Below are 25,477 nucleotides of genomic sequence, written 5' to 3'. Positions count from 1 at the left end.
AAGCATCCGCCAGTCAGGCTGTGGAGAAAGCGCCGCGCTCAAGGGCAACACGGCGCCTTTCAGCTTCTATTCCCCGTTCCCCACCGCATACACGCCCTCGGCCCCGATGCCCTGTTCGGCCATCATGCGGGCGCGGGCGCGCAGCTTTTCGGTCTCGCTCTTGAGCTGGCCGCAGGCGGCCAGGATATCGCGGCCGCGCGGGGTGCGCACTGGCGAGGCATAGCCGGCGCGGTAGACGATCTCGGAGAAGCGCTCGATCCGCTCCCAGTCCGAGCACTCGTATTTCGAGCCGGGCCAGGGATTGAACGGGATCAGGTTGATCTTCGCCGGGATGCCCTTCAGCAGCTGGACGAGCTTGCGCGCATCCGCATCCGAATCGTTCACGCCCTTGAGCATTACGTACTCAAACGTGATGCGGCGAGCGTTCGACAGGCCGGGATAGGCGCGACAGGCATCGAGCAGCTGCGCGATGTCGTATTTGCGGTTGATCGGCACCAGCTCGTCGCGCAGCTCATCGCGCACGGCATGGAGCGAGATCGCCAGCATAGTGTTGGCCTCCGCACCGAGGCGCTCCATCTGCGGCACGACCCCGGAGGTGGAGACAGTGATGCGCCGGCGCGACAGGGTCAGGCCCTCGCCGTCCGACATCACCTCAATGGCGGTTACCACGTTGTCGGTGTTGTAGAGCGGCTCGCCCATGCCCATGAACACGATGTTGGACACGAAGCGTCCGCCGTCATTCGGCACGAAGGCGCCTTCCGGCGGGGTGGCGCCGGGCCAGTCGCCGATGGCATCGCGGGCGACGATGAGCTGCGCCACGATCTCGGCCGAGGTCAGGTTGCGCACGAGGCGCTGGGTGCCCGTGTGGCAGAAGGAGCAGGTGAGCGTGCAGCCGACTTGGCTCGACACGCAGAGCGTGCCGCGGTCCGTCTCGGGGATATAGACGCACTCGATCTCCGCGCCCTTGTCGAGGGGTCCGGTGGAGGCCATGCGGATCAGCCACTTGCGGGTGCCGTCCTTCGAGACCTGCTCGGAGACCACCTGCGGGCGGGCGAGCGTGTAGGCGGCTGCCAGCTTGGCGCGCAGCTCCTTGCCCATGTTGGTCATCTCGGCGAAGTCCCTGGCGCCCCGGAAATAGATCCAGTGCCAAAGCTGGGCCACGCGCATTTTGAGCTCGCGCTCCGGCACGCCGATGGCGGCCAGCGAGTCCTTCAGCTGGTCCCGGGTAAGGCCGACGAGCGAGGCGCCGCCAGGGGCTGCTCCCGCCGCGACGGTCAGCTCCGCGGTCTTTTCGATGAACCCGGCCGCGCGTGCGGCATCGCTGACGGCTATAGGCGCCGCATTGGGGTTGTGCTTGGCGATGTCGAGCACCGTCGCCATGGGAGATCATGCCTTCGTTGTTGGGAGTTCGGCGGTCATATAACACGATTGCGCCGGAAAAGTGAGCGTCTCAACGCAAAATCCGGGCCTCGGGCCCGGAAGATGTTCATTAGCGTACTGATTTTCAATCGCGCAGAGCTTTATGAAGCGCATTCCTTGCGGGCGTGCTCCAGGGCCTTGTTGAAGCCGTTGAGGGAATAACGGTCGGTCAAGCTCGATCCGCGGGCCGACTGCGATTTCACGGTCATGGTGCCGCTCTTCGCCATCATGGCGATGGCCTGGCCTTCCTCGGCCGGGTTCTTCAGCCAGGCATTGGTGGCCTTGGCGAGGAGCGCATAGGACGTGTTGCCCACGGAAACCTCGGCGGGACCGTTCTCCTTGGCCGTGAAACCGAACTCGAACGCCACCTCGTTCTTCACGTTCTCCGCCGGGCGGAAAGAGACGAAGAGATAGGCCGGGTCGCGGCTGGCAGTCTTGGGCGACCAGTCTTTCGGGCGGCTCAGCGCATAGCAGATCTTCGAGCGACCGCTCTGGGCCATGTAGACCTCCCAGTCGCCATAGGACGTCACGAGGGAGCCGCCGGGGCTTGAGGCCTTGGCTGGCTTGGCCGTGGTGGCAGCAGCTGCCGCTCCGGCAGCAGCGGCTGCTGCGGCGGGCTTGGCCGGCGTGGTCTTGGCGGCCGGAGGCTTCGCCGTGGCAGCCGGCTTGGCTGCGGGCTTCGCCGGCGTTTGGCGGTTCGAGGGCGGCGTCGAACGCTGGGCCTGAGCCAGGGCTGCAGGTCCGGTTCCGATGACGACGAGGGCGGAAAGGATGCCCGCGGCGATGCCGCGCTGGAAAGATGCAGAGGTCATGGGGCGGGACGATACAAGCCGATGGTTAAGAACTTTTCACCACCTCCGTTAAGGCTACATCGAGAGATTGGCGATGCGTCGAAACGTGGCGGTTGCTCCAAAGATGACGGTTCAGCCTGAACCTCAACCCAACAAAAAGGGCCGCTTGCGCGACCCGTTCAGTAGCCTTCAAAGCTTGTTCGTTTTTAAAATGTCGGAGGAATTGAAATCACTTTGTCGCTAACGGAATCACTTATATCGACAAGAAATAACATTGCAATAAGTATATATTCTTCTCTGAGATGGATCTGCCGCAACTGTCAGGAGATTTAGGTCAAAGCCTCTCCCAAAGTTTTTCTCGCCTTTTCTTTGTGCTCTTCCGTAATCGAGCCAGCCACCTGGGTGATGGCAGCCGCAAGCACCGCCGCGTCGTCGGCGAAGCCGATGATAGGCAGAAGGTCGGCGATCGCATCGGTCGGGAACACGAAATACGCGATGGCGCCGAGGAGAATCAGCTTCACGCGGCTTGGGGTCGAGGGATCGGTGGCGCAGAAATAGGCCGCCACGAGATCCTCAGCGAAGGGAATCTTGCCGGCCACGCGCTTGAATTTCTCCCAGAAGCGGCGCTTGAGGCCGGCCTCGTCCCGGGTCGCCTCGCGCATGGCCTCCATCTCGGCCTTGGTGAAAGGCTTCATGAAGGGTTCGCTCATCCGGTCTGTTCCTTCCATGGTCTGCGTTTCCGTTCCGTCGAGGATACCGTAAGACAGGTCCCGACACAGGGAGAAAAGCGATGAAGCTCGACAAATTGATGGCAGCCGTCGTCACCGGGGGCGCTTCGGGCCTCGGCGAGGCCACCGCCCGCATGCTCGCGGCCAGCGGCGCGAAGGTGGCCATTCTCGATATGAACGCGGAACGCGGCGGCGCGGTTGCCCGCGAGATCGGTGCAGTCTTCTGCCGGGCCGACGTGACGGACGAGGCCTCCATCGATTCGGCGCTGGCGGAAGCGCGGGCGGCCAACGGCATCGAGCGTGTCCTCGTCAACTGCGCCGGCATCGCGCCGGGCAAGCGCACGGTGTCGAAGAAGCGCGACACCGGCGAGCTGATCCCGCACGATCTCGCAAGCTTCCGCCGCGCGGTGGAGATCAACCTGATCGGCACCTATGCCATGATCTCTAAATGCGCCGCCGAAATGGCGGGCCTGGATCCCGTGACGCCGGACGGCGGGCGCGGCGTCATCGTCAACACCTCGTCGGTCGCAGCCCAAGACGGACAGATCGGGCAGGCGGCCTATGCTGCCTCCAAGGGCGGCGTGCTGGGCCTGACGTTGCCCGTCGCGCGCGATCTCTCAGGCTTCGGCATCCGCGTGATGACCATCATGCCGGGTCTGTTCCACACGCCGCTCTTCGAGGGCATCGCGGAGGATTATCGCAAGGCGCTGGAGGCCAACGTGCCGTTCCCGTCGCGTCTCGGACGGCCCGAGGAATACGCGAATCTCGTCAAGGCCATCATCGAGAACGACATGCTCAACGGCGAGGGCATCCGCCTCGACGGCGCGTTGCGCATGCAGCCGAAATAGATTTGAGATATCGCAGGCTGTCACCACAGCGACAGCCTGCTGTTTGGACGGAACCTTTCAGAGCACGAAGTCAGTGTGGGTCAGAGCGAGGCCTGCGCCGAGCTTCGCGATCTGGACTGCGGCTTGGGCGCCCGTACCATCTGCATCGAAGAAAAGCTTTCCGTTGTCCTCGTTGTAGAAGATGCGGGTATTTGCGTCAGATGCCTGGGCCCCGACATGAAAAGCCTTCTCGGCCAGGAAGCCGCCCTCTTTGGAGCCGCTGAGTCCGGGTCCCAATAGGCTGATCTCGTCCTCTCCCGCCTTAAAGTCGGTGATCACATCGACGTTTCCGCCCTTCAACCCCTTGGGGGTGAACGAGAAGGTGTCGCTACCGCTGCCGCCGGTCAGCCGATCCTGACCGAGCCCGCCAATCAGGAGATCGTCGCCATCGCCACCGTTAAGGCGGTCGTTGCCGACGCCGCCATCCAGCACGTCATTGCCAGCCCGACCCCAGAGTGCATCGTGGCCTGCATCACCGAGAAATGTGTTGTCGGCGTCGTTGCCTTTGAACGCATCGGCCTTGAGGGTGCCGATCAGATTCTCGACCGAGACGAAGGTTTTCGTCCCGACGCGCGTATTCTGAGCGCCGGTAAGGGCAAGATCCACGCGGGCGCCCACCTTCGGCATCCACATGACGACGTCCGTGGAGAGAGCGGCAGTGTCAACGCCGTCGCCGCCGTCGAGGAGGTCGTCGCCCGGGCCGCCGACGAGAGTGTCATCGCCAGCCCCACCATAGAGCTTGTCGTGCCCGTCGGCTCCTCCGCGGTTGCCGAGACCGAACAGAAAGTCGTTGTCTGCGCCGCCATTGATCGTGTCATGGCCGCGCGTTGCAAACAGCACGTCCTTTCCGTTGGTGCCATCCACCACGATGCTGAACTTCTCGGGTTCCGGCGGCGTTTGGGTCGGCTTTGTCTTGGTCAATCTCAGGTTCAATTTTGCCATAGGTTTTCTCATTAAGGTATGAAACATTGCATGATATGCAATAAAGTTACCTTACTCATCCTATGAGCGCTTTAGTCAAGTCATCTGTAGCGAATTAATCAGTTCATAATGGAGATATACTTTACTTTAAAGTAATAATTAGAATAAAATCTCATACAAGACTCTCCAATCAGAGAGGTTATTGCCGATAGTGCCGATGTAGACGCATGAAATGCTCTTCCTATAGAGGGGTAGGCCATAACGGCATTAGCCCTCAAAATAGCTCGCCCCGGTTCTCAGAATAACTCTCGAGATCCGGGGTGCAGAGCCAGGTCTCGCGACGCTTGGTCCAGGCCTCGTAGGTGGGCGTGAACAGGTTGGGCTCGTCGAAGGCGCCGAGCTTGATCTCGATCTCGTCGCCGGCATCCCGGTCGAACACCTGCGAGCCGCAGACGGGACAGAAGCAGCGCTCGGATTCTGGCGTAGCGGACCAGGCTCGGATTTGCCCGGTGACCGTCACCTGATCGACGGGGTAGATCACGAAGGCGTTGAAGGCTGCGCCGCTGATCTTGCGGCAGGTCATGCAATGGCACAGGCCCACGCGAGTCGGCTCGCCTGTGGCCTTGAAGGTCAGCTGGCCGCAGGCGCAGCCGCCCGTCAGAACGCGCATCGCGGGCATGGCCTACCTCTTCACCAGCCCGGCCGCCATCTGGTCCATGCGCTGCGCCAGCTCGACGTCGCGGCGCGTGAGGCCCTTGGCATCGTGGGTCGCCAGCGTAACCTCGACCCGGTTGTAGGTGTTGGACCATTCGGGGTGGTGGTTCATCGCCTCGGCGGCGAGCGCCACGCGGGTCATCCAGCCGAAAGCCGCGCTGAAATCGTCGAAGACGAAGCGCTTGGTGATCGCATCGCGGCCCTCGACCATCGCCCAGCCATCAAGGGCGGGCAGGAGTTCCTGGCGTTCAGTATCGGACAATCGGGGCATGATCCGCCTTCACCCTGAGAAAAGATGTCTCCTAGTGATGAAGCGGCAGGACGTGTTTTCAAGGGTTCAAGGAATGGCGAGCAGCCGAATGAGCCCCAGGCTGATGGCGATCAGCACGAGGAGCGAGAGCGTCACGGTAAGTGTCACCCGGCCGCCGACCTTGCCCAAGACCTTGAGGTCGACGCCAAGGCCAAGCGCTGCCATCGCCACGATGGTGAGAAACGCCGTGACCGGCATCACGATCAGCAGGAGCGCTTCGGGAATAGCGCCGAGCGAGCGCAGCAGCGCAAGGCCTAAGAAACCGACAATGAACCAGGGCACGAGCCGGCCAAAGGAGAGTCTCGGTTTAGCCCCTTCTGTCTGGCGGCCCACGATCACCGACAGCGCGATCACCACCGGCCCGAGCATCAGCACGCGCACGAGCTTCACGAGAGTGCCGAGCTGCGTGCTCACGAGACCGATGGGCATGGTTGCGGCCAGAACCTGCGGCACGGCATAGACGGTCAGCCCCGCAAGCACCCCGTATTGGGTCATCGACAGGCCGATGAGCGGCACCAGCAAGGGCAGGGCGAGCACCACGATGACGCCGAGAATAGCCGTGAAAGCGATGGAGGAAGCCACGTCCGCCGGCTTCGCGCCGATCACTGGCGCAACCGCCGCAATCGCCGAGTTGCCGCAGATCGCGTTGCCGCAGGCGACCAGCACCGCCATGCGTTTCGGCAGGCCGAGCATGCGCCCGAGGGCGTAGCTGACGCCGAGGGCCAGGGCCACCACGACGGCGATGCCGAGGATGAGCCCAAGGCCGGCATCCAGCACCGCCTGGAAGCTGATCGAGGCACCGAGCAGCATCACGGCGATCTCGAGCAGGGTCTTGGCAGAGAACCCGATGCCGGGAGCCCAGCGCCGATCAGGCGTCCAAAGGGTGCGCAGGAGGGTGCCGAGCAGGATCGCGATCACGAGGGCTTCGAGCCAGGGCCGACCTGTCCAGTGCTCCTCGATCCGTTGCAGCCCCATGGCGGCAAGCGCGATGCCTGCACAAAGGGCGATGCCCGGCGCCAGTTGCACGAGAGGAGTGCGGATCATGGGAATGGTTGAGGTCCTGCGCGTCGTGAGGAAGGGGCTATTCGCAAGGTAGACAGGATGCAAGTGCGAAACACGCCATTGTCATCCTCAGGCCAAGCGAAGCGAGGGAAGGGTATTCATGATCAGGCGCGGCGCTATGGATTCCCTTCCCCTCCGCTGCGCTCCGGCCGGGGATGACACTGGAGGTTTCGCCAACTCAGCCCGCAAAACCGTCCTCGATGGCGCGCCAGTCCTGCGTCAACGTGAACGTGTCCCGGTCGATGACGATGAAGCAGCCGCCGCCGGGATGCTGCGGGCGGCTTTCCTTTCCGATCTCCACCTTCTGCAGATGAGCCGTCAGCAGGCAGCCGACGGCACCGTGGGAGACGACAACGATGTCGCCGGAGGTTGCGTCTTCGCGCAGGATGCCGCTGATGGCGTTGACGATGCGTGCCTGCGCGTCGATGGCGCGTTCCCAGCCGCGGATGCTTGCGTGCGGGCGGCCGAAGAATTCGCGCACCACCTCCCAAAATTCCGGCGGGGCGATGAAGCCCGTGGACGAGCGGTCGTTCTCGCCGAGATCCTCGTGCGTCTCGTAGGGCAAGCCGAGCCGCTCCGCCACGATGGCGGCCCCGTCCCGCGCTTTCCGCTCCGTGCTCGCATGAACGGCCGTGACGTCGCGGTCGGCGAGCAGATCCACGAACAGCTTCATGCGGGCACGCCCGATTGGGTTCAGCGGCCATTCGGTAATGGGCTGGTCCGGGTCGATGACCACTTCGGGATGGGTGAGGAAAATGAGCGAAGCCATGATCTTGGCTGTAACAAACCTGCCTGGGCGCGTCGAGGTTCAGCTCAGGGGGTAAGCCGCTTCGATCACATAAGGGCCGCCACCCACGGAGGCGCGTGACGAATAGAGCACGAAGCGGTGGGCCGTGAAGGTGAGCTTGGGAAAGTGACCACGGGTTGCGATGTAGTCCGCGACGTCGATGGGCGAGACATGCTTTAGGCGCGCCAGGGTGATGTGGGGCGTGAACTTGCGCGTCTCGGGCGGCAAACCCGCTTGGCGCAGGAGGCGTTCCTGCTCCCCCTGCAACTCGTTTAGCTCGCCATTGCCGGAGGTGCGGGCGAAGACGGCCCGGGGCTTGCCGCCGCCAAAGCTGTCGAGCCCGTCGATGGTGATGGCGAGCGGAGTGCGCTGGCGCCTCTCGCCGAGAAACGAACAGACGTCGTCGGCCATGCGCTCGTCGATGTCGCCGATGAAGCGAAGGGTGATGTGGTAGTTTTCGGGGTCAATCCAGCGCGCCCCGGGAAGCCCGCCGCGGAAGCTCGACAGCGCCAAGCCGATCTCGGCCGGGATCTCGATGCCGGTAAACAGACGTGGCATGCGGCACCTCCCAGGGCTTGCTGATGCCGAATCAGACGATTGGTGACCGGGATTGTTCCGGAGTGGAGAGCGTCATCCCGGACGAAGCGCAGAGAAGATCCGGGGGCGGGCGCAGAATGAAGTACCTGTTTCCTTCCCCCTTGTGGGGAGGGGTGGTCGCGACAGCGACCGGGGTGTACTGGCGCCTCACCTGCATAGGCTATTGCTCACACCCCCCACCTCCAACTCCTCCCCAGAAGGGGAGGAGGGTTTACGTCACACTGTCATCAACGATCCCGGATCGGCTTACGCCGTCCGGGATGACCTTGTGGTGGTTAGGGGCATGGATTGCAGTGCTCGACGTGGATGGCGTCGATGCGCTTTTCCAGCTCCGGCGTGATCGTCACGCCGATGGAAGCGATATCCGTCCTCAGCTGCTCCATGGAGGTGGCGCCGATGATGTTGGACGTGACGAAGGGGCGGGAGTTGACGAAGGCCAGCGCCATCTGGGCGGGATCGAGACCGAACTCCTTCGCGAGCGCGATGTATTTGCGGATGGCGGCCTCCGCGGTGGGGTTCTCGTAGCGCTGGCCGCGCCCGAACAGGGTCGTGCGCGTCCCAGCCGGGCGGGCGCCGTCGAGGTACTTGCCCGTGAGATATCCTTGAGCCAACGGCGAATAGGCGAGCAGGCTTACGTTCTCGTGCATCGTCACCTCGGCCAGCGCCACCTCGTAGGTGCGGTTGAGGAGGTTGTAGGCGTTCTGCACCGACTGCACCCGCGCCAGACCCTTGGAATCCGCATGCTTGAGGAAGGTCATGGTGCCCCAGGCGCTCTCGTTGGAGAGGCCGAAATGCCGGACCTTTCCAGCCTTCACCAGATCGGTCATGATCTCGACCGTCTCGGCGATGGGATGGGACTGGGCTTCTTGATGACGGAAGATCGTCGGGTTCGAGCCCCAGGGCATCGGGCGGTCGGGCCAGTGGATCTGGTAGAGGTCGATATAGTCGGTCTGGAGCCGCTTCAGGCTCTTGTTGACCGCCTCCTCGATCTGCTTGCGGGAGAGCTCACCCTTGGAGCCGTCATCCCGGTACCAGGTGCTGTCGGAGCGGCCGATCACCTTGGAGGCGAGGATCACCTTGTCGCGGGAGCCCCGCGCCTTGAACCAGGAGCCGATGATCCGTTCCGTGGAGCCTTGTGTCTCGGGCTTGGGCGGGATCGAGTAGAGCTCGGCGGTGTCGAAGAAGTTGATGCCCTGGTCGAGGGCATAATCCATCTGCGCGTGGCCCTCGGCCTCCGTGTTCTGCTGGCCCCAAGTCATGGTGCCGAGGCAGATGAGGCTGACATTGAGGTCCGTGCGGCCGAGGCGGCGATATTCCATGAGGTAATCTCCTCGCGGCGACATGATCCGCCGCGTTCAGGCAAGAATGAGGCGCTGAGGACGATCAGCGCTGGGCGATGCGGGCGAGAAAGCCCTCGATGGTGGGCAGGATGCGCTCGACGATGATCTCCACGCCCTTGGCCGTCGGGTGCAGCCCGTCGGGCAGGTTGAGGGAACGCTCGCCGGCGACTCCATCCAGGAAAAACGGATAGAGCACAAGGTCGTGCTTCTTCGCAATGTCCGGATAGAGGCTGTCGAATTTCTGCACGTAATCCGGGCCGAGATTGCGCGAGGCAACCATGCCGGCGAGCATCACCGGTATGTTGCGGGCTTTCAGTTGCTCGATAATGGCCTCGAGATTCTTCCGGGTAAGTGCCGGGTCGAGCCCGCGCAACATGTCGTTGGCGCCAAGCTCCACGATCACCCCGTCGGTGCCGTCCGGCACCGACCAGTCGAGCCGGTCGAGCCCGCCGGAGGAGGTATCGCCGGAGACGCCCGCATTGGTGATCTCCACCTTGTAACCCTTCGCTTTGAGCACACGCTCCAGCACCACTGGGAATGCCGCCTCCTGCGGCAGGCCGTAGCCCGCGCTCAGGCTGTCTCCCAGAGCCACGAGGCGGATCGGCTGTCCCTGCGCTTGAGCCTCTGGAAGAGGCGTGATCATGGCGGCCAGGGCGACCGCACACGCAAATATGATCGTCATGAATGGGCCGGATTGGCGCTTCATCGATGGGCTTCCCATATAGGCCGGACTAGAACCGGGGTCGTTTCGAGTTTCCAACAGATCGGGTGAACGGGCATGCAGGACAAGGCCATCGCGCTGCACGATGTCGATTTGAGCCTCGGGCGCGGGGCTGCACGGGTGCATATCCTCAAGGGGATTTCCCTCGACATCCCCAAAGGCGAGGCCGTGGGGCTCGTTGGTCCCTCAGGCTCCGGCAAATCGACCCTGCTCATGACTATGGCAGGATTGGAGCGCCCCGATTCCGGAAAAGTGATCGTCGATGGCACCGATCTGTCGGGCCTCGACGAGGATGCGCTGGCGCGCTTCCGCGGCCGGCGCATCGGCATCGTGTTCCAGTCCTTCCACCTCGTGCCTACCATGACGGCGCTGGAGAACGTGGCGCTTCCGCTGGAGCTTGCTGGCGAGGACGACGCATTCGAGCGCGCTGAGGCCGAGCTGCAGGCGGTCGGCCTCGGCCATCGCCTGCACCATTATCCGGCGCAGCTCTCGGGCGGCGAGCAGCAGCGCGTGGCGATTGCCCGCGCCATCGTGCCCAATCCGGCGATCCTCGTGGCCGACGAGCCCACCGGCAACCTCGATGAGAACACCGGCGGGTCCATCATCGACCTGCTCTTCGCCTTGAAGCGCGACCGCGGTGCAACCTTGGTGCTCGTGACCCACGATCTCAACCTCGCGCGTCTGTGCGACCGCATGGTGCGCCTGCGCTCCGGGCAGCTCGAGGCCGATGCGGCCACCGCCGCGGCCTAAGGAAAATCCCATGCACGGCACCCTTCCGGTCACGCCACCGAGGCGCTCTTCGTCGCCCCGCCTGCCGCTCCTGCTGCGCCTGGCGCTGCGCGAACTGCGCGCGGGCCTCAAGGGCTTCGGCATTTTTCTGGCCTGCATCGCGCTCGGCGTTGCGGCGATCGCCAGCGTCTCGTCCCTGTCGCGGTCGCTGACGGAGGGCATTTCCCGCGAGGGACGCCGGATTCTCGGCGGCGACATGGCCTTCTCCCTGCTCCAGCGCGAAGCGGGCGCGCCTGAGCGCGCTTTCCTGGAATCGAAAGGTCAGGTCAACATCATTGCGACCATGCGCGCCATGGCCATTGCCGGCGACAAGGGCTCCGGTCTGGTCGAGATGAAGGCGGTCGATGAGGGCTATCCCACTGTCGGCGCGCTCGAGACCGATCCGCAGCTTGCTCCAGCCGAGCTCTTCGCCGAACGGGACGGCGCCTTCGGGGCGGCGGTGGATCCAGCACTGCTGGCGCGGCTCGATCTCAAGGTGGGCGACCGTGTCACGGTGGGGGGCGCCAAGGTGGAATTGCGGGCGCGTCTCGTGTCCGAGCCCGACAAGATCGCCGACGGCATCGGCTTCGGGCCGCGTCTCCTGCTCTCGCAGCAGGCCCTGCAGGCCACAGGCCTCGTGCAGCCCGGCAGCCTCGTGCGCTGGACCTATCGGCTGATCCTGCCGCCGGAGGTGTCTACCGAGGACGGGCTGACCCGGATCGAGGCGGAGGCAGGCCGCGTCCTGCCCGAGGCCGGCTGGAACATCCGCACCCGGCTCAACGCCGACCCGCGCTTTGCCCGCAACATCGAGCGTTTCACCCAGTTCCTGACGCTGGTTGGCCTTACGGCGCTGCTCGTGGGCGGCGTCGGCGTCGCCAACGCGGTGCGCGGCTTCGTCGACCGCAAGCGCGCCTCCATCGCGACCCTCAAGAGCCTCGGCGCGCCGGGTGGCCAAGTGGTGATGCTGTACCTCACCCAGGTGATGCTGATCGCCATCGTGGGCATCGGCATCGGGCTGGCTTTCGGGGCGGCGCTGCCGTTCGTGATCACGGGATTGTTCGGTCATCTCCTGCCGATCCCGATCCAGCCGACGCTGGCCTGGAGCGAGCTCGGGATCGCGCTGCTCTACGGGGCGCTCACTGCCCTGGTCTTCGCCATCGCGCCCTTAGGGAGAGCCCATGACGTGCCGGTCTCGGGTCTGTTCCGCGACCAGATCGATCCGGAGCGGCGCTGGCCGCGCAAGCGCTACGTAACGGCGCTCGCGCTGTCCGTCGCGGCGCTCGTCGGACTGTCGCTGCTCGCGGCCTACGATCGGCGGATTGCTCTGATGTTCATCGCCGCTGCGGCGGGTTCCTTCGCGCTGCTGCGGGTGGTGGCCGTCGGCATCATGGCGCTCGCCCGCCGCCTGCCGCGTCCCCGCAGAACGGCCCCGCGGCTCGCGCTCGCAAACATCCACCGGCCCGGTGCGCTCACGCCCTCGCTCGTGCTGTCATTAGGCCTCGGCATCACGCTCCTGGTCACGCTCGCGCTCATCGACACCAACCTGACGCGCCAGCTGACGCAAAGCCTGCCGCAGCGGGCGCCGAGCTTCTTCTTTCTCGATATCCCGAACCAGCAGGCCGATGCCTTCGAGGGCTTCCTCAAGAGCCAGACCCCGGAGGCGCAGATCGAGCGCGTGCCCATGATGCGCGGCCGTCTGGTGACCCTGGGGGGGCGGCCCGTCGCCGAGGTCAAGGCGCCCGAGGACGTGTCCTGGGTGCTGGAGGGCGACCGCGGCATCACTTACGCGGCCAAGCCGCCGGAGGGTTCGAAGATCGTACAGGGCGAGTGGTGGCCAGAGGATTACCGCGGCAAGCCGCTGGTCTCCTTCGACCGGAAGATCGCCGAAGGCCTGGGGCTGAGGATCGGCGACGTGATCACCGTCAATGTGCTCGGGCGCAACATCAGCGCCACCATTTCCAACCTGCGCGAGGTGGAGTGGCGCTCCATGGGCATCAACTTCGTCATGGTGTTCTCACCCAACGCCTTCGCGGGCGCGCCGCACACGCATCTGGCCACGGTCACGTTCCCGAACGGCTCCGACGAGGCCCTCGACACCCGCATCCTGCGCAGCTCTGCGCAAGTCTATCCCATGGTCACGAGCGTGCGGGTGAAGGATGCCCTGGAGGCGGTCAACGACGTGGTCTCGCAGCTCGTCATGGCGATCCGCGGCGCCAGCTCCATCGCGCTGATCGCGAGCCTCCTGGTGCTCGCGGGCGCCCTGGCGGCCGGCCACCGGGCACGGCTCTACGATGCGGTGGTGCTCAAGACCCTCGGCGCCACCCGCGCCCGGCTGCTCTCGGCCTACGCGCTCGAATACGGTCTCTTAGGGTTGGCAACGGCGGTCTTCGGCCTCCTGGCAGGCTCGCTCGCCGCCTATTTCATCGTCGAGCGCGTCATGAACCTAAGCTTTACCTTAGACCTCTCGGGAGCCTTGCTGGCTTCAGCCCTGGCGGTTCTAGTGAGCGTCGGATTAGGGCTGGTGGGAACCTGGCGGATTCTCAGTCAAAAACCGGCGCAATATTTAAGAAACCTTTAGAGGCCGCGAGCGCGTCGGCGTAATAAAGAAGCGCGAGAAGCTTAGCGAAGAGCAGCGGCAAGTCTGCTCTTCGTTTTTCTTGCTTCACGAAGATTTGAAGCTTGACCTTGCCCCTTGCGGAAAAGGGGCCGACCTCTCATATTTCGGGTGTCGTCGCCCAACGCGGCGGCCGAGGGCTGACCCCAGCCTTTCGAGGGAACAACGGACACCGCGAGAAAGGACTCCGATGCAACCGTATGAGCAAAACCAAAACGCCTATGGCACCGGCTTTGCCCGGACGGCGGCTCAGGTCGATCAGGGCCTGCGCGCCTTCATGCTCGGCGTCTACAACAACATGGTCCTGGGCCTAGCCATCTCGGCCCTGGTCGCACTCGGCATCAACATGCTGGCCACCACGAGCGATCCGTCGCAAGCGGTTGCCCGGATGGGTGGTGTCGGCCTGACCCAGTTCGGCGCGACCCTGTATGGCTCGCCCCTGATGTGGGTTGTGGCGCTGGCGCCTCTGGCCTTCATCTTCTTCTTCTCGTTCCGGATGGACCGGATGTCCGCGGCGACGGCTCGCACCACCTTCTTCGCTTTCGCGGCGGTGATGGGTGCTTCGCTCTCGACGCTTCTCATCCGCTACACCGGCGCGAGCGTCGTGCAGGTGTTCTTCATCACGGCGGCCGCCTTCGGCTCGCTGTCGCTCTGGGGCTACACCACGAACCGCAGCCTGTCCGGCATGGGCTCGTTCCTGATCATGGGCCTCGTCGGCCTGATCCTGGCCTCGATCGTGAACATCTTCGTCGCGTCGAGCGCCCTGCAGTTCGGCATTTCGGTGATCGGCGTTCTGATCTTCGCAGGCCTCACCGCCTACGACACGCAGAAGCTGAAGGAGATGTACCTGTACGGCAACTTCGACCAGGAAGCCGCCGCTAAGGTCTCCGTGTTCGGCGCCCTGACGCTGTACCTGGACTTCATCAACATGTTCCAGTTCCTCCTGGCTCTCGTGGGCAACCGCAACGAGTAAGGATGAGCGGATCGCTTGATCGCGAAGCCCCGGCTTTTCAGCCGGGGCTTTTGTTTTGGGCTCACGTCTGCGCCGACCGATGGCCGAACCAAGCACTCGCGACAGCCGCTGCCGCGCAGATCAAGGTCACGAGCCCGAACCCGCCGGCCATGGCCGTGGCGTAGGTATTCTGCACGGCATCGGTTCTGGACTCGGACAGCAGGGGAGTGCCGAACGTCGCCAGCCCGAAGAGACCTGCGGTTTCCGGGCTCGCCCATGCGGCGGCGTACTGGAATCCCAAGGTGGCAATGACGCCGAGACCGGCAACGGCAATCAGGCCCGCGACGCGGGAGATCGCGTTGTTGATGCCCGAGGCGACGCCGATCCGGTCGCCGGGCGCGGCGTTCATCACCGTCGTCGACAGGGGCGCAACCGTGATGCCCATGCCTAACCCCATCACGGCCATGACGGGCACGACGGCGAGCCAGTAGCCCCCATGGAACACCGCAGGGGCCAGGAGCGCGAAGCTCAAGGCCGTGATCAACGGACCTACGGTAAGAAGCATCCGGGTCCCGAACCGGTCGGCCATGCCCCCGCCGAGGCGGGAGAGCACAGCCATGACGAGCGTGAACGGCAGGAACACCGACCCTGCCTTGGCAGCCGAATAGCCATGGGCTTCGATCAGCGCCGTTGGCAGGAAGAACAGGGCCCCACTCAGCGAGAAGTAGAGCAGCAGGGTCAGCGCATTGACGTTGGCGAAGGCCGGGATGCGGAACAGGTCGAGCGGCATCATCGGCACGGCGCTGCGCCTCTCGTGCAGCACGAAGAGGACGAGGATAATCGCGCCGGCCATCGTGAGCAGGAGAGCGATGCTGCGTTGACTGTCCCGTTCGCCGAACGCCGTCAGCCCATAGGCGAGGAGACCGAGCCCAAGGACGGCGAGAGCGGCTCCGAGCCAGTCCATGGTGGCGTCTTCCAGCGCTGGGCTTTCCGGCACATGCCTCCAGCAGATCCAGAGCGCCAGCGCGGCAACCGGGAGGTTGATCCAGAAGATCGCCTGCCACGGGCCGATATCGATCAGCCATCCGCCGAGGATCGGCCCGAGGGCCGCCGCGATGGCGGAGGCAGCCGCCCATGTGCCGATCGCCTTGCCCCGGGCATCGGGCGGGAAATGGGCGCTGATGAGCGCTAGCGACCCCGGCACCAGCAGGGCGCCGCTGACACCCTGAAAGGCCCGGGCCACGATCAGCATCTGGGCCGATTGGGACAACCCGCACCACAGGGAGGTCAGACCGAAACAGGCAATGCCGATCATGAAGATTCGTCGCAGACCATGGGCATCGCCTGCCGCGCCGCCGAGGAGCAGGAAAGCGGACAATGTCAACGCGTAGGCATTGGTGACCCATTGCATCTCGGCCAACGACGCCTGCAGGCTCTCGCGCATCTGCGGGATCGCGACGGTCACGATGGCGCCATCGGCAAACACCATGCTGGAGCCGAGGATCGCACTCCAGACGACAGCGTTCTGCGCACGGGATGTAATGGCCGGCTGCGTCGCGCCTGGGCTGAACTGGTTCACCCGCGACCCTTTCTCATGATGCTACATGCTAGTGCTGAAGCAGGAATAAAGACAGCCCTGGCGAGTCGGTGCGACTTCCTCAGCGCCCCCAAAATGGTTTAGAAGACCGCATGAGCTTCGTCATCCGTCCTTCCCGTGAAACCGATATTCCCGTCATCGCGACGATCTATGCCCATGCGGTCACGCACGGCACGGCCTCCTTCGAGCTTGAGCCGCCATTGGAAGCCGAGATGGCGCGCCGACGCGATGACATCTTGAAAGGCGGCTATCCTTATCTCGTCGCAGAGATGAATGGCGACATCCTGGGCTATGCCTATGCGGGCGCCTACCGCGCCCGACCCGCCTATCGCTCAACGGTGGAAGACTCGATCTATGTTGCTCCGTCGGCCCAAGGACAGGGCGTCGGGCGCGCGCTTCTGGTGGCATTGATCGAGCAATGCGAGGCCCTGGATTTCCGGCTCATGGTGGCGGTCATCGGCGATGAGGATTCGCATGGCTCCATCGGCCTGCACAGGAGCCTCGGCTTCGAACCCGCCGGCATTCTCAAGGGAATCGGCTACAAGCACGGACGCTGGCTCTCCACCGTACTCATGCAGCGCCCCCTTGGACGGGGCATGAGCGAGTCTCCGACCCGGCCTCTGCCTGCAAGTTAGTTCGCCACCACCTTCGGCTTGTCAAGCACGCGCAAGACGCGATCAAGCTCGTGCCCTCGCTTGAGGATCAGACCGGTCGAGACGATGACGGAATACGCGCCCTGTTTCTTGGCGAGCTTCGGGTCTTTCTCGATGCGGTAGAGAGGCATTTCCGACGTGCGGCGGAAGATGGAGAACACGGCCTTGTCCGGCATGAAGTCTATGGCGTAATCCCGCCACTCGCCGGCGGCCACCATGCGGCCATAGAGGTTGAGAATGGCCTGCAGCTCGGAGCGGTCGAAGGACACCTGTTTCGGCGCGGCGGGGAAGGGCACGATATGGGCTGTGCCCTGACTTGAGCCGCCGCGCAGCGGCTCCGCGATGTCACCTTCGCTCATGACGCCTCCCATGGCTGTTAACATTTGCTGATGATGGGCTTAGGCGGCTATCGGATCAACCCGTCGGGACACAATGAATCACCGCTTCCTTTGCAAATCTTATTCCTGCCTCATTCGCGCCGAAATGGAGCCGCACTAAACCCCGTAAATGCTTAAGTTGCCTCGACGGCCCGGCTCATCGAATGGCTTGGACACGTCAGCCCCCCAGCCCTCTGGGTCGTTTGGAGAGCCGGGCCACGTCGAGACACAAGGCTGCCTTACGGGGCAGCCTTTTCTTTTTTGGTTGAGCTTTCGTGCCATGTATCCATGACCTCTGCCGTCATGGCCGGGCTTGTCCCGGCCATCCCGATGTTTCTAGATGCAGTGCTTTCCGGATCGAGATCACCGGCACAAGGCCGGTGATGACGGAAGAGGATTGGAAGACCTCAAAATCCCGACAACACGATCTTGCCCCGTGTGCGGCCGCTCTCGATGAGCGCATGCGCCCGCTTGAGATTGGCCGCATTGATCGGCCCGATCACATCCGATAGCGTCGTCCTGATCGTTCCCGAGTCAACCAAACGCGAGGCCTCGTTCAGGATCTCGTGCTGACGCTCCATGTCGGCGGTCTGGAAGGTCGAGCGGGTGAACATGGATTCCCAGTGGATCGACACGCTCTTGCCCTTCAGCAGGCTGATGTCGAGAGGTGCCTTCGGATCATCGATGAGCGCGAAGCGGCCCTGAGGCGCGATGGCCTTGGCGATCTCCGGAAAATGCGTGTCCGTATGGGTGATCGAGAACACGAAGGCCGGTGCGCCGATCCCGAGGGCTTCCACTTGGGCGGCCAGCGGCTGGCTGTGATCGATCACATGATGAGCCCCAAGCTCCTGGGCCCAGGCCCGCGTTTCAGGGCGCGATGCCGTGGCGATCACGGTCAGGTCCGTGAGGTGGCGCGCGAGCTGAATGGCCACTGAACCCACGCCGCCGGCCGCGCCGACGATCAGGATCGCGTTGGCCGCACCCTTGACCGGACGCTTCACGTCGAGTCGGTCGAACAGGGTTTCCCAGGCGGTCAGCGTGGTGAGCGGCAGCGCGGCCGCCTCCTCGAAGCTGAGGGATTTGGGCTTTGCCCCCACCAGGCGCTCATCGACCACATGGAATTCCGCGTTGGTGCCGGGCCGGGTGATGGCCCCGGCATAGAACACCTCGTCACCTTCCTTGAAGAGCGAGATCTCCGCGCCGACCCCGCGCACGATGCCGGCGGCGTCAAACCCCAGCACCTTCACGCCACCGAACTCCGGTTGAGCCCGCATACGGACCTTGGTGTCGACCGGGTTCAGGGACACGGCCTTGATCTCGACCAGAAGGTCGCGCGGGCCCGGCTCGGGACGGGGGAGTTCGACGTCGATGAGGGAGGCATCCTGATCGATGGGGAGGGATTGTTGGTAGCCGACGGCGCGCATGACGTGTCTCCTGTTGACGAACCCATAGTTGAGCATAGTGTCTGAGACCGCAAGAACGCACAAAAACAGCCCATAGTGTCAAAAAGGATACCGTGATGCCGAGGGTGTCTTCGAAAATTCCGGGAGTTCAGGGATGCGCCGTCGAGCGCACGCTGAGCCTCATCGAGGGCAAGTGGAAGATCGTCGTGCTCTACAAGCTTTTGAGGGGGACCTTGCGCTTCAACGAGCTGCGGCGTCTGATGCCGTTGGTCACCCAGCGCATGCTGACCCATCAGCTGCGCGAACTGGAAGCCGATGGTCTCATCATCCGCACGGTCTATGCCCAGGTTCCGCCCCGAGTCGAATACTCCCTGTCGGCCCGCGGGCGGAGTCTCGAGCCGGTGCTCATGGCCATGAAGGAATGGGGTGATACGAATCTTTCGTCTCAGGAGGCTCAGGCAGCCTAAAGTGTTCGTGCGTGGCAAGAACTTAACCCTACGCAGCGTGCGCTCGCAGGCTGTCCTTGCGCCGCCTGCCGCTCTGTGGCAACGCTCCCGCAACAACGACAATCAGAGGATGCGCGCATGAAGCTGGATACCCCCACCAGCGGAAGCGAGTTGACGGCGGAAGCCGTCGCCGTGCTGGAAGCCGGACACAAGGCCACCCCTCCGACCTTCGTGCGCGATCTGTACGGGCGGGTGCCGTCCGAGGATCTCGCCTTCTACTCGCCTCAATCCCTGGCGGATCTCGCAGCTGAAGCCTTCGAGCATCTCAAGGCCTCCCGCACCGCCGAGGGCGCGGATGTCCGCCTCCTCGACGTAGAGGTCGAGCGCGACGGCCGGCGCCAGGACGTGACGGTGCTCGAGATCGTCAACGACAACATGCCCTTCCTGCTCGATTCGACCCTGGCCGAGATCGTCGACCAGGGCTACGACCCGCTGCTCGTAGCCCATCCGATCCTGGCCGTGGAGCGGGACGCAAGCGGTGCGCTGGTCCGCCTCGTGGGCGAGGCCACGGCGGCCCTGCGGCTTGGCGTGAAGCGCGAGAGCTTCATCCATATCCATCTGCCCCGTATCGACGATCCTGAGACACGCACCGGACTCATCGAGGCCATCCGGCGGGTCCACAGCGACGTGTCGCTTGCGGTGCACGACTGGCCGGGTATGCGCGCCCGCGTCACCGAGATCGTGCACAATTACCGGCTCAACCCTCCGCCGCTGCCGGACGACGAGGTGAAGGAGGCGATCGCGTTCCTCGACTGGATCGCACGGGACAATTTCACTTTCTTGGGATTGCGCGAATACCGCCTGCCGTCCGGCGACACTGCGGCCGATCCGGTGGAAGGCTCAGGCCTGGGCCTCCTGCGCGACCCGAGCGTGCGCGTGTTACGGCGCGGGCGCGAGCTCGTGGCGATGACGCCTGAAATTCGCGCCTTCCTGGCGCGTCCGCAGGCGCTCATCATCACCAAGGCGAACGTGAAGTCCCGCGTCCATCGCAAGGCACATCTCGACTACATCGGCGTGAAGCTCTTCGACGGCAACGGCCACTTGCAAGGGGAGCTCCGCATCGTCGGCCTTTTCACCGCAAGCGCCTATACCAACACCACCGGCGAGGTGCCGTATCTGCGCCACAAGGTGGCGAAGGTCACGTCTCGCGCCGGCTTCGACCCGGCGAGCTATGCAGGCCGCGCGCTTCTCAATGTTCTCGAGAACTATCCGCGCGACGAGCTGTTCCAGATCGACGAGGACACGCTCTACCACTTCGCCATCGACATCATGAACCTGTCGGAGCGTCCGCGGGTGCGGGTGCTGGCGCGCGCCGACGAGTTCGACCGCTTCGTGTCGGTGCTCGTGTTCGTGCCGAAGGACCGCTACGATACGCAGGCTCGCTTGCGCATCGGCCAGTTCCTCGCCGGAATTTTTGAGGGGCGCGTCTCCGCCTCCTATCCATCCTATCCGGAAGGCCCGCTCGCACGCACGCACTACATCATCGGCCGCGACGAGGGGCTGACCCCGCAGGTCGCCCGTGAGACCCTGGAAAAGGGCATATCCTCCATCGTTCGCACCTGGAGCGATGCCCTGCGCGACGCGCTCGACGCCTCTGTTGGCGGCGCGAAGGCGCGCGCGCTCGCATCCCGTTATGGCGAGGCGTTCAGCGCTGCCTATCGCGAGGCCTTTGGGGCCGAGCAGGTGATCCAGGATATCAGCCTGCTCGAGCAGCTTTCCGAGGCACGTCCGCGTGCCGTCGATCTCTACCGCCGCGAAGGTGACGGCGACACCCGCGTGAACCTGAAGGTGTTCTCGCTCAACCAGTCGCTGCCGCTGTCGGATCGCGTGCCGCTCCTCGAAAACCTCGGTTTCCGCGTGGTGAACGAGCGAACCTATCGCGTGGCGTTCACGGGCTCCGACCGGGTGTGGCTCCACGACATGACCCTGGAGCGCGCCACGGGCGGTACGATCCAGATCGACGAGATCCAGGCGCTGATCGAGGCGGCGCTGCTCGCCCTGTTCCGCAGCCTTGCGGAATCCGACGGCTTCAACCGCCTCGTGCTCGAAGCCGGCCTCGGCTGGCGCGATGTGGCCATGATCCGGGCATTTGGCCGCTACCTGCGCCAGATCCAGGTCACCTATTCGCAGGACTACATCGCCGGAACGCTGGCGCGCCACGGTGCCATCGTGGCCGATCTCGTGAAGCTCTTCTATGCCCGCTTCGACCCACGCCACGAAAAAGGCCGCGAGGCCGCCGAGGCCGCGATCCGCGAGCGGATCGAGGAGCAGCTGAAGCAGGTCACGAGCCTCGATGACGACCGCATCCTGCGCCGCTTCATCAACCTGATCGATGCCGCGACCCGCACCAATTTCTTCCAGCTCGAGGATAACGGCCTGCCGCGCCAAACCATCGCGTGCAAGTTCGAATGCGCCAAGGTGGAAGGGCTGCCGCTGCCACGGCCGCTCTATGAGATCTTCGTCTATTCGCCACGGGTCGAAGGCGTGCATCTGCGCTTCGGCAAGGTGGCGCGAGGGGGACTTCGCTGGTCCGACCGGCCGCAGGATTTCCGCACCGAGGTGCTAGGCCTCGTGAAGGCGCAGCAGGTCAAGAACGCCGTCATCGTGCCGGTGGGTGCCAAGGGCGGCTTCGTTCCCAAGCTCCTGCCGCCCGCGAGCGACCGGCAGTCCTGGCTCAATGAGGGCACCGAGAGCTACCGCATCTTCGTGCGCACGCTGCTGCAACTCACCGACAACATCGTCGGTGACAGCATCGTCCCGCCGCCGGATACGGTGCGTCACGACGGCGACGATCCCTACCTCGTGGTTGCGGCCGACAAGGGCACGGCCACCTTCTCCGACACAGCGAACGCGCTTTCCATCGAGAAGGGCCATTGGCTGGGCGACGCCTTCGCGTCCGGCGGCAGCCAGGGCTACGACCACAAGAAGATGGGCATCACGGCCCGCGGCGCCTGGGAGGCGGTGAAGCGCCACTTCCGCGAGATCGACATCGACATTCAGACCACCCCGGTAACGGTAGCAGGCGTGGGCGACATGTCGGGCGACGTGTTCGGCAACGGCATGCTGCTGTCGCGGGCCCTCAAGCTCGTGGCGGCCTTCGACCATCGCGACATCTTCCTCGATCCGAACCCGGATCCGGAAGCGACTTACCTTGAGCGCGAGCGCCTGTTCAATCTACCCCGCTCCAGCTGGCAGGATTACGACAAGGCGCTGATCTCCAAGGGTGGCGGCATCTTCCCGCGCAACGCGAAATCGATCCCGCTCTCGGCCGAGGTGCGTGAGCTGCTCGACCTCGACAAGCCGGAGGCCACGCCGGCCGAGGTGATGAACGCGATCCTGAAAGCCCGGGTCGACCTGCTGTGGTTCGGCGGCATCGGAACCTATGTCCGCGCCTCGTCCGAGACCGACGAGCAGGTGGGCGACCGCGCCAACGATGCGATCCGCATTGCCGGCCCGGACGTGCGCGCCAAGGTGATCGGCGAGGGTGCCAATCTCGGCATGACCCAGCGCGGGCGCATCGAGGCGGCCCAGAAGGGCGTGCGCCTCAACACGGATGCCATCGACAACTCGGCAGGCGTGAACACCTCCGACGTGGAGGTGAACATCAAGATCGCGCTCACCACGCCGGAGCGCGACGGACGCCTCTCGGAAGAGCAGCGCAATGTGTTGCTTGCCGATATGACCGAGGATGTCGCAGCCCTCGTGCTGCGCAACAACTACCTGCAGACCCTGGCGCTGTCGCTCTCCGAGCAGCGGGGCTTGACCGATCTCGGCTTCGCGCGCCGGCTCATGCACATGCTGGAAGCGGCCGGCCGCCTCAACCGTGCGGTCGAGTACCTGCCCGACGACTCGACCCTCGCCGAGCGCGCCCGCCGCGGCGAGTCACTGACGCGGCCGGAGCTTGCAGTGCTCCTGGCCTATGCAAAGCTTTCCCTGCACGACGCGCTGCTGGAGAGCCCCGTGCCGGATGATCCCTATCTCGGCAAGGAGCTCGATCGCTACTTCCCGGCCGGGATGCGCGAACGCTTTCCCGACGCGATCGCAAGCCATCGCCTTCGGCGCGAGATCATCGCTACGCAGCTGGCGAACGCGATCATCAATCGCGGCGGCCCGACCATGGTGGCCCGCCTCGTCGACCAGACCGGCGCCGATGCACCGACCATCGCGGCGGCTTACGCGGCCACTCGCGATTCCTTCAATCTCACCGAGATGAACATTGCCATCGATGCCCTCGACGGCATCGTGCCGGGCCGGGTGCAGCTGCGGCTCTACGGGGAATTGCAGGACCTGCTCATGAACCGGATCGTCTGGTTCATCCGCAACGTGGATTTCGCCAACCACTCCCTCGACCAGATCATCGGCACCTACCAGTCCGGCATCGCAGAGGTCGAGCAGAGCCTTCAGGACGCGCTCTCGTCCGAAGCCAAGACGGCATGGGAGGCGCGCACGAAGGCGCTGGTGGACGAGGGCGTTCCCGAGGATCTGGCGCGGCGCATCGCGTCGCTCCCCGATCTCGTGGCGGCGCCCGACATCGTGCAGACGGCGCACAAGACCGACAAGCCCGTGGCCGACATCGCCTGCACCCACTTCGCGCTCGAAGCCTCCTTCCGTCTCGGCGCGCTCATCGGCGCCGCGCAGGAGATCACGGTCAACGATTACTTTGATCGCCTGGCGCTGGATCGCGCCATCGACAGCATCGCCTATGCCCATCGCGGCCTGACCGCCGAAGTGGCGTCGCACGATGCATCCGGAGTAGAGGCGGTGCGCGCCTGGGGTGAGAAGCGCGGCGCGGACGTCAACCGCATCCGCAGCGCCGTCGACGGCATCGTGTCATCGGGCCTGACCCTGTCGAAGATCACCGTTGCGGCGAGCCTGCTGGGCGATCTGGCGCGGACGACCTGACACGCGACGCTGGATACAAATCTGAATGAAGATAGCGAGGGGCTAGTGAAACACATCAATCCCCTCGCGCCTTCACAAAAGGCCTCGCGTCCGGCGATCTTGGGCTGGCTCCTGTTTGACTGGGCCTGCCAGCCCTTCTTCACCCTCGTCACCACTTTCGTGTTCGCCCCCTATTTCGCCTCGGCGCTCGCCTCCGATCCCGTGAGCGGTCAGAGCCTCTGGGGCTATGCGACGGCGGCGGCGGGCCTCGTGCTCGCCATTCTCTCGCCCGTGCTCGGCTCCATCGCCGATGCCACGGGGCCGAAGAAGCCCTGGATCGCCGCTTGCGGTCTCGTACTGGTCATCGCATCCCTCGCCCTGTGGTATGCCGCGCCCGGGCAGCCCAATGCCATTGCCATCGCGCTGATCGGCTTCGCCTTCGGGACGGTGGCCGTGGAAGTGGCGGCGGTGTTCAATAACGCCATGATCCCGCATCTCGTGCCGCCAGAGCGCTACGGGCGCCTCTCGGGCACCGGTTGGGCGATGGGCTACCTCGGCGGGCTCGTGTCGCTCGTGATCGTGCTGGGTTTTCTCGCCGCCGATCCTGCGTCGATGAAAACCGTCTTCGGCCTGGACCCACTCTTCGGTCTCGATCCGGGAACGCGTGAGGGCGACCGCGTCACGGGACCGTTCTCGGCCCTCTGGTTTCTCGTCTTCGTGCTGCCGCTCTTTTTCGTCACGCCCGACGTGCCCCGTTCTGGTATGAGCCTGAAGGCCGCGGCGCAAAAGGGTGTCTCGCAGGTGAAAAACACCATCGCGGATGCGCGGCGGCACGAAAGCGTCGGGCGTTTCCTTTTGGCCAACATGGTCTATCAGGACGCGCTGGTGGCGCTCTTCGCCTTCGGCGGCATCTACGGCGCCGGCGTGTTCGGCTGGCAGGCCATCGAGCTCGGACTCTTCGGCATCATGCTCACCATTACCGGCACCATCGGGGCGCTGATCGGCGGGCGGCTCGATGATCGCATCGGGGCGAAGCCCGTGATCCTCAGTTCCATCGTCATCCTGGCGCTCGTCTGCGTCGGTGTTCTGTCCCTGGGGCGCGACACCATCTTCTTCGTGGTGCCCACCATGCCTCCCGCACCCGATGACGGCCTCTACGGCTCCGCGCCGGAAAAGGTGTTCGTGCTGCTCGGCCTCGTCATCGGCGCCGTGGCGGGTCCGCTCCAGGCATCCTCCCGCAGCCTGCTCGCGCGCCTGGTTCCAGCGCAGGAGGCCGGACGGTATTTCGGCCTGCTGGCGCTCTCGGGAAAAGTCACGTCATTCCTCGCGCCGCTCGCGGTGGCCGTGGCAACAGCGATCTTCCAGACGCAAGCGGCGGGACCGGCGATGCTGATCCTGTTCCTGCTTGTGGGCTTCTGGCTGTTGAGCGGCGTGAAGCGCGCGTGAGCG

22 protein-coding genes are annotated in these 25,477 nt (G+C 64.5%); 8 read left to right on the top strand and 14 right to left on the bottom strand.

All coding sequences use genetic code 11. The features are described from left to right. Nucleotides 1-66: 66 nt before the first annotated feature. The 3 genes from rlmN to I2H36_RS15435 all read right to left on the bottom strand — a co-directional run bounded on the left by rlmN (nucleotide 67) and on the right by I2H36_RS15435 (nucleotide 2,920). Nucleotides 67-1,380, bottom strand: a complete 1,314-nt coding sequence (rlmN, locus tag I2H36_RS15445; RefSeq protein WP_210331090.1) for a dual-specificity RNA methyltransferase RlmN — start codon at nucleotides 1,378-1,380, stop codon at nucleotides 67-69. A 140-nt stretch (nucleotides 1,381-1,520) separates the two neighbouring features. After that, a complete protein-coding gene (locus I2H36_RS15440) occupies nucleotides 1,521-2,231 on the bottom strand; it encodes a hypothetical protein (protein ID WP_196264794.1) in 711 nt (236 codons plus the stop codon). Between the two features lie 308 nt (nucleotides 2,232-2,539). Further along, nucleotides 2,540-2,920 carry a YkvA family protein gene (locus I2H36_RS15435; protein ID WP_196264793.1) on the bottom strand — a complete coding sequence of 127 codons (381 nt, stop codon included), beginning with the start codon at nucleotides 2,918-2,920 and terminating at the stop codon, nucleotides 2,540-2,542. A gap of 80 nt (nucleotides 2,921-3,000) precedes the next feature. Here I2H36_RS15435 and I2H36_RS15430 point away from each other — a divergent pair, with 80 nt between their 5' ends. Next, complete coding sequence (locus tag I2H36_RS15430) at nucleotides 3,001-3,786, top strand: SDR family NAD(P)-dependent oxidoreductase (RefSeq protein ID WP_196264792.1); 786 nt, start codon at nucleotides 3,001-3,003, stop codon at nucleotides 3,784-3,786. A gap of 57 nt (nucleotides 3,787-3,843) precedes the next feature. Here the strand turns inward: I2H36_RS15430 and I2H36_RS20365 are convergent, their stop codons facing one another. The 8 genes from I2H36_RS20365 to I2H36_RS15385 all read right to left on the bottom strand — a co-directional run bounded on the left by I2H36_RS20365 (nucleotide 3,844) and on the right by I2H36_RS15385 (nucleotide 10,262). Further along, nucleotides 3,844-4,767 (bottom strand): calcium-binding protein, encoded by a 924-nt coding sequence (locus I2H36_RS20365; RefSeq protein ID WP_210331089.1) that lies wholly within the window; start codon nucleotides 4,765-4,767, stop codon nucleotides 3,844-3,846. A 253-nt stretch (nucleotides 4,768-5,020) separates the two neighbouring features. Further along, nucleotides 5,021-5,425, bottom strand: coding sequence for a GFA family protein (locus tag I2H36_RS15415; protein WP_196264791.1), 405 nt, complete (start codon nucleotides 5,423-5,425; stop codon nucleotides 5,021-5,023). Nucleotides 5,426-5,428: 3 nt separating this feature from the next. Further along, nucleotides 5,429-5,731 (bottom strand): 4a-hydroxytetrahydrobiopterin dehydratase, encoded by a 303-nt coding sequence (locus tag I2H36_RS15410; RefSeq protein WP_210331088.1) that lies wholly within the window; start codon nucleotides 5,729-5,731, stop codon nucleotides 5,429-5,431. 66 nt (nucleotides 5,732-5,797) lie between these two features. Further along, complete coding sequence (locus I2H36_RS15405; protein WP_196264790.1) at nucleotides 5,798-6,814, bottom strand: YeiH family protein; 1,017 nt, start codon at nucleotides 6,812-6,814, stop codon at nucleotides 5,798-5,800. Between the two features lie 196 nt (nucleotides 6,815-7,010). Further along, nucleotides 7,011-7,601, bottom strand: a complete 591-nt coding sequence (locus tag I2H36_RS15400) for a histidine phosphatase family protein (RefSeq protein ID WP_196264789.1) — start codon at nucleotides 7,599-7,601, stop codon at nucleotides 7,011-7,013. Nucleotides 7,602-7,640: 39 nt separating this feature from the next. After that, nucleotides 7,641-8,177, bottom strand: coding sequence for an RNA 2',3'-cyclic phosphodiesterase (thpR, locus tag I2H36_RS15395; protein ID WP_196264788.1), 537 nt, complete (start codon nucleotides 8,175-8,177; stop codon nucleotides 7,641-7,643). A gap of 314 nt (nucleotides 8,178-8,491) precedes the next feature. After that, entirely contained in the window at nucleotides 8,492-9,535 is a 1,044-nt protein-coding gene (locus tag I2H36_RS15390) for an aldo/keto reductase (protein WP_196264787.1), read from the bottom strand. 64 nt (nucleotides 9,536-9,599) lie between these two features. Then, entirely contained in the window at nucleotides 9,600-10,262 is a 663-nt protein-coding gene (locus I2H36_RS15385; RefSeq protein ID WP_196264786.1) for an arylesterase, read from the bottom strand. Between the two features lie 72 nt (nucleotides 10,263-10,334). On the opposite strand from I2H36_RS15385, the gene I2H36_RS15380 reads away from it, so the two are divergent. From I2H36_RS15380 to I2H36_RS15370, 3 genes are all read left to right on the top strand, one after another. Beyond that, a complete protein-coding gene (locus tag I2H36_RS15380) occupies nucleotides 10,335-11,027 on the top strand; it encodes an ABC transporter ATP-binding protein (protein WP_196264785.1) in 693 nt (230 codons plus the stop codon). A 10-nt stretch (nucleotides 11,028-11,037) separates the two neighbouring features. Continuing rightward, complete coding sequence (locus tag I2H36_RS15375; RefSeq protein ID WP_196264784.1) at nucleotides 11,038-13,623, top strand: ABC transporter permease; 2,586 nt, start codon at nucleotides 11,038-11,040, stop codon at nucleotides 13,621-13,623. Between the two features lie 226 nt (nucleotides 13,624-13,849). Beyond that, entirely contained in the window at nucleotides 13,850-14,632 is a 783-nt protein-coding gene (locus tag I2H36_RS15370) for a Bax inhibitor-1/YccA family protein (RefSeq protein ID WP_196264783.1), read from the top strand. Between the two features lie 61 nt (nucleotides 14,633-14,693). On the opposite strand, the gene I2H36_RS15365 is transcribed toward I2H36_RS15370, so the two are convergent. Beyond that, the gene (locus I2H36_RS15365) at nucleotides 14,694-16,190 is read right to left on the bottom strand and encodes an MFS transporter (RefSeq protein ID WP_343234459.1); all 1,497 of its coding nucleotides are present in this window, start codon (nucleotides 16,188-16,190) and stop codon (nucleotides 14,694-14,696) included. A gap of 110 nt (nucleotides 16,191-16,300) precedes the next feature. Between I2H36_RS15365 and I2H36_RS15360 the strand changes: the two genes are divergently transcribed. Further along, nucleotides 16,301-16,843 carry a GNAT family N-acetyltransferase gene (locus I2H36_RS15360; RefSeq protein ID WP_196264782.1) on the top strand — a complete coding sequence of 181 codons (543 nt, stop codon included), beginning with the start codon at nucleotides 16,301-16,303 and terminating at the stop codon, nucleotides 16,841-16,843. Here the strand turns inward: I2H36_RS15360 and I2H36_RS15355 are convergent. Together I2H36_RS15355 and I2H36_RS15350 are read right to left on the bottom strand one after the other, a co-directional pair. Beyond that, on the bottom strand, nucleotides 16,840-17,220 hold the full coding sequence (locus I2H36_RS15355) for a DUF2794 domain-containing protein (protein WP_196264781.1): 381 nt from the start codon (nucleotides 17,218-17,220) through the stop codon (nucleotides 16,840-16,842). The genes I2H36_RS15360 and I2H36_RS15355 overlap by 4 nt on opposite strands. Before the next feature lie 425 nt (nucleotides 17,221-17,645). Continuing rightward, entirely contained in the window at nucleotides 17,646-18,662 is a 1,017-nt protein-coding gene (locus I2H36_RS15350; RefSeq protein ID WP_196264780.1) for a zinc-binding alcohol dehydrogenase family protein, read from the bottom strand. Between the two features lie 95 nt (nucleotides 18,663-18,757). On the opposite strand from I2H36_RS15350, the gene I2H36_RS15345 reads away from it, so the two are divergent. From I2H36_RS15345 to I2H36_RS15335, 3 genes are all read left to right on the top strand, one after another. Next, nucleotides 18,758-19,108 (top strand): winged helix-turn-helix transcriptional regulator, encoded by a 351-nt coding sequence (locus I2H36_RS15345; protein ID WP_196264779.1) that lies wholly within the window; start codon nucleotides 18,758-18,760, stop codon nucleotides 19,106-19,108. Nucleotides 19,109-19,225: 117 nt separating this feature from the next. Then, nucleotides 19,226-24,049, top strand: coding sequence for an NAD-glutamate dehydrogenase (locus I2H36_RS15340; protein ID WP_196264778.1), 4,824 nt, complete (start codon nucleotides 19,226-19,228; stop codon nucleotides 24,047-24,049). Nucleotides 24,050-24,094: 45 nt separating this feature from the next. Continuing rightward, nucleotides 24,095-25,474 carry an MFS transporter gene (locus tag I2H36_RS15335; RefSeq protein ID WP_196264777.1) on the top strand — a complete coding sequence of 460 codons (1,380 nt, stop codon included), beginning with the start codon at nucleotides 24,095-24,097 and terminating at the stop codon, nucleotides 25,472-25,474. Nucleotides 25,475-25,477 lie beyond the last annotated feature (3 nt).

It is taken from the genome of Microvirga terrestris (assembly GCF_015694425.1).
GTDB lineage: Bacteria > Pseudomonadota > Alphaproteobacteria > Rhizobiales > Beijerinckiaceae > Microvirga > Microvirga terrestris.
This window is presented reverse-complemented; position numbering and strand designations above follow the sequence as displayed.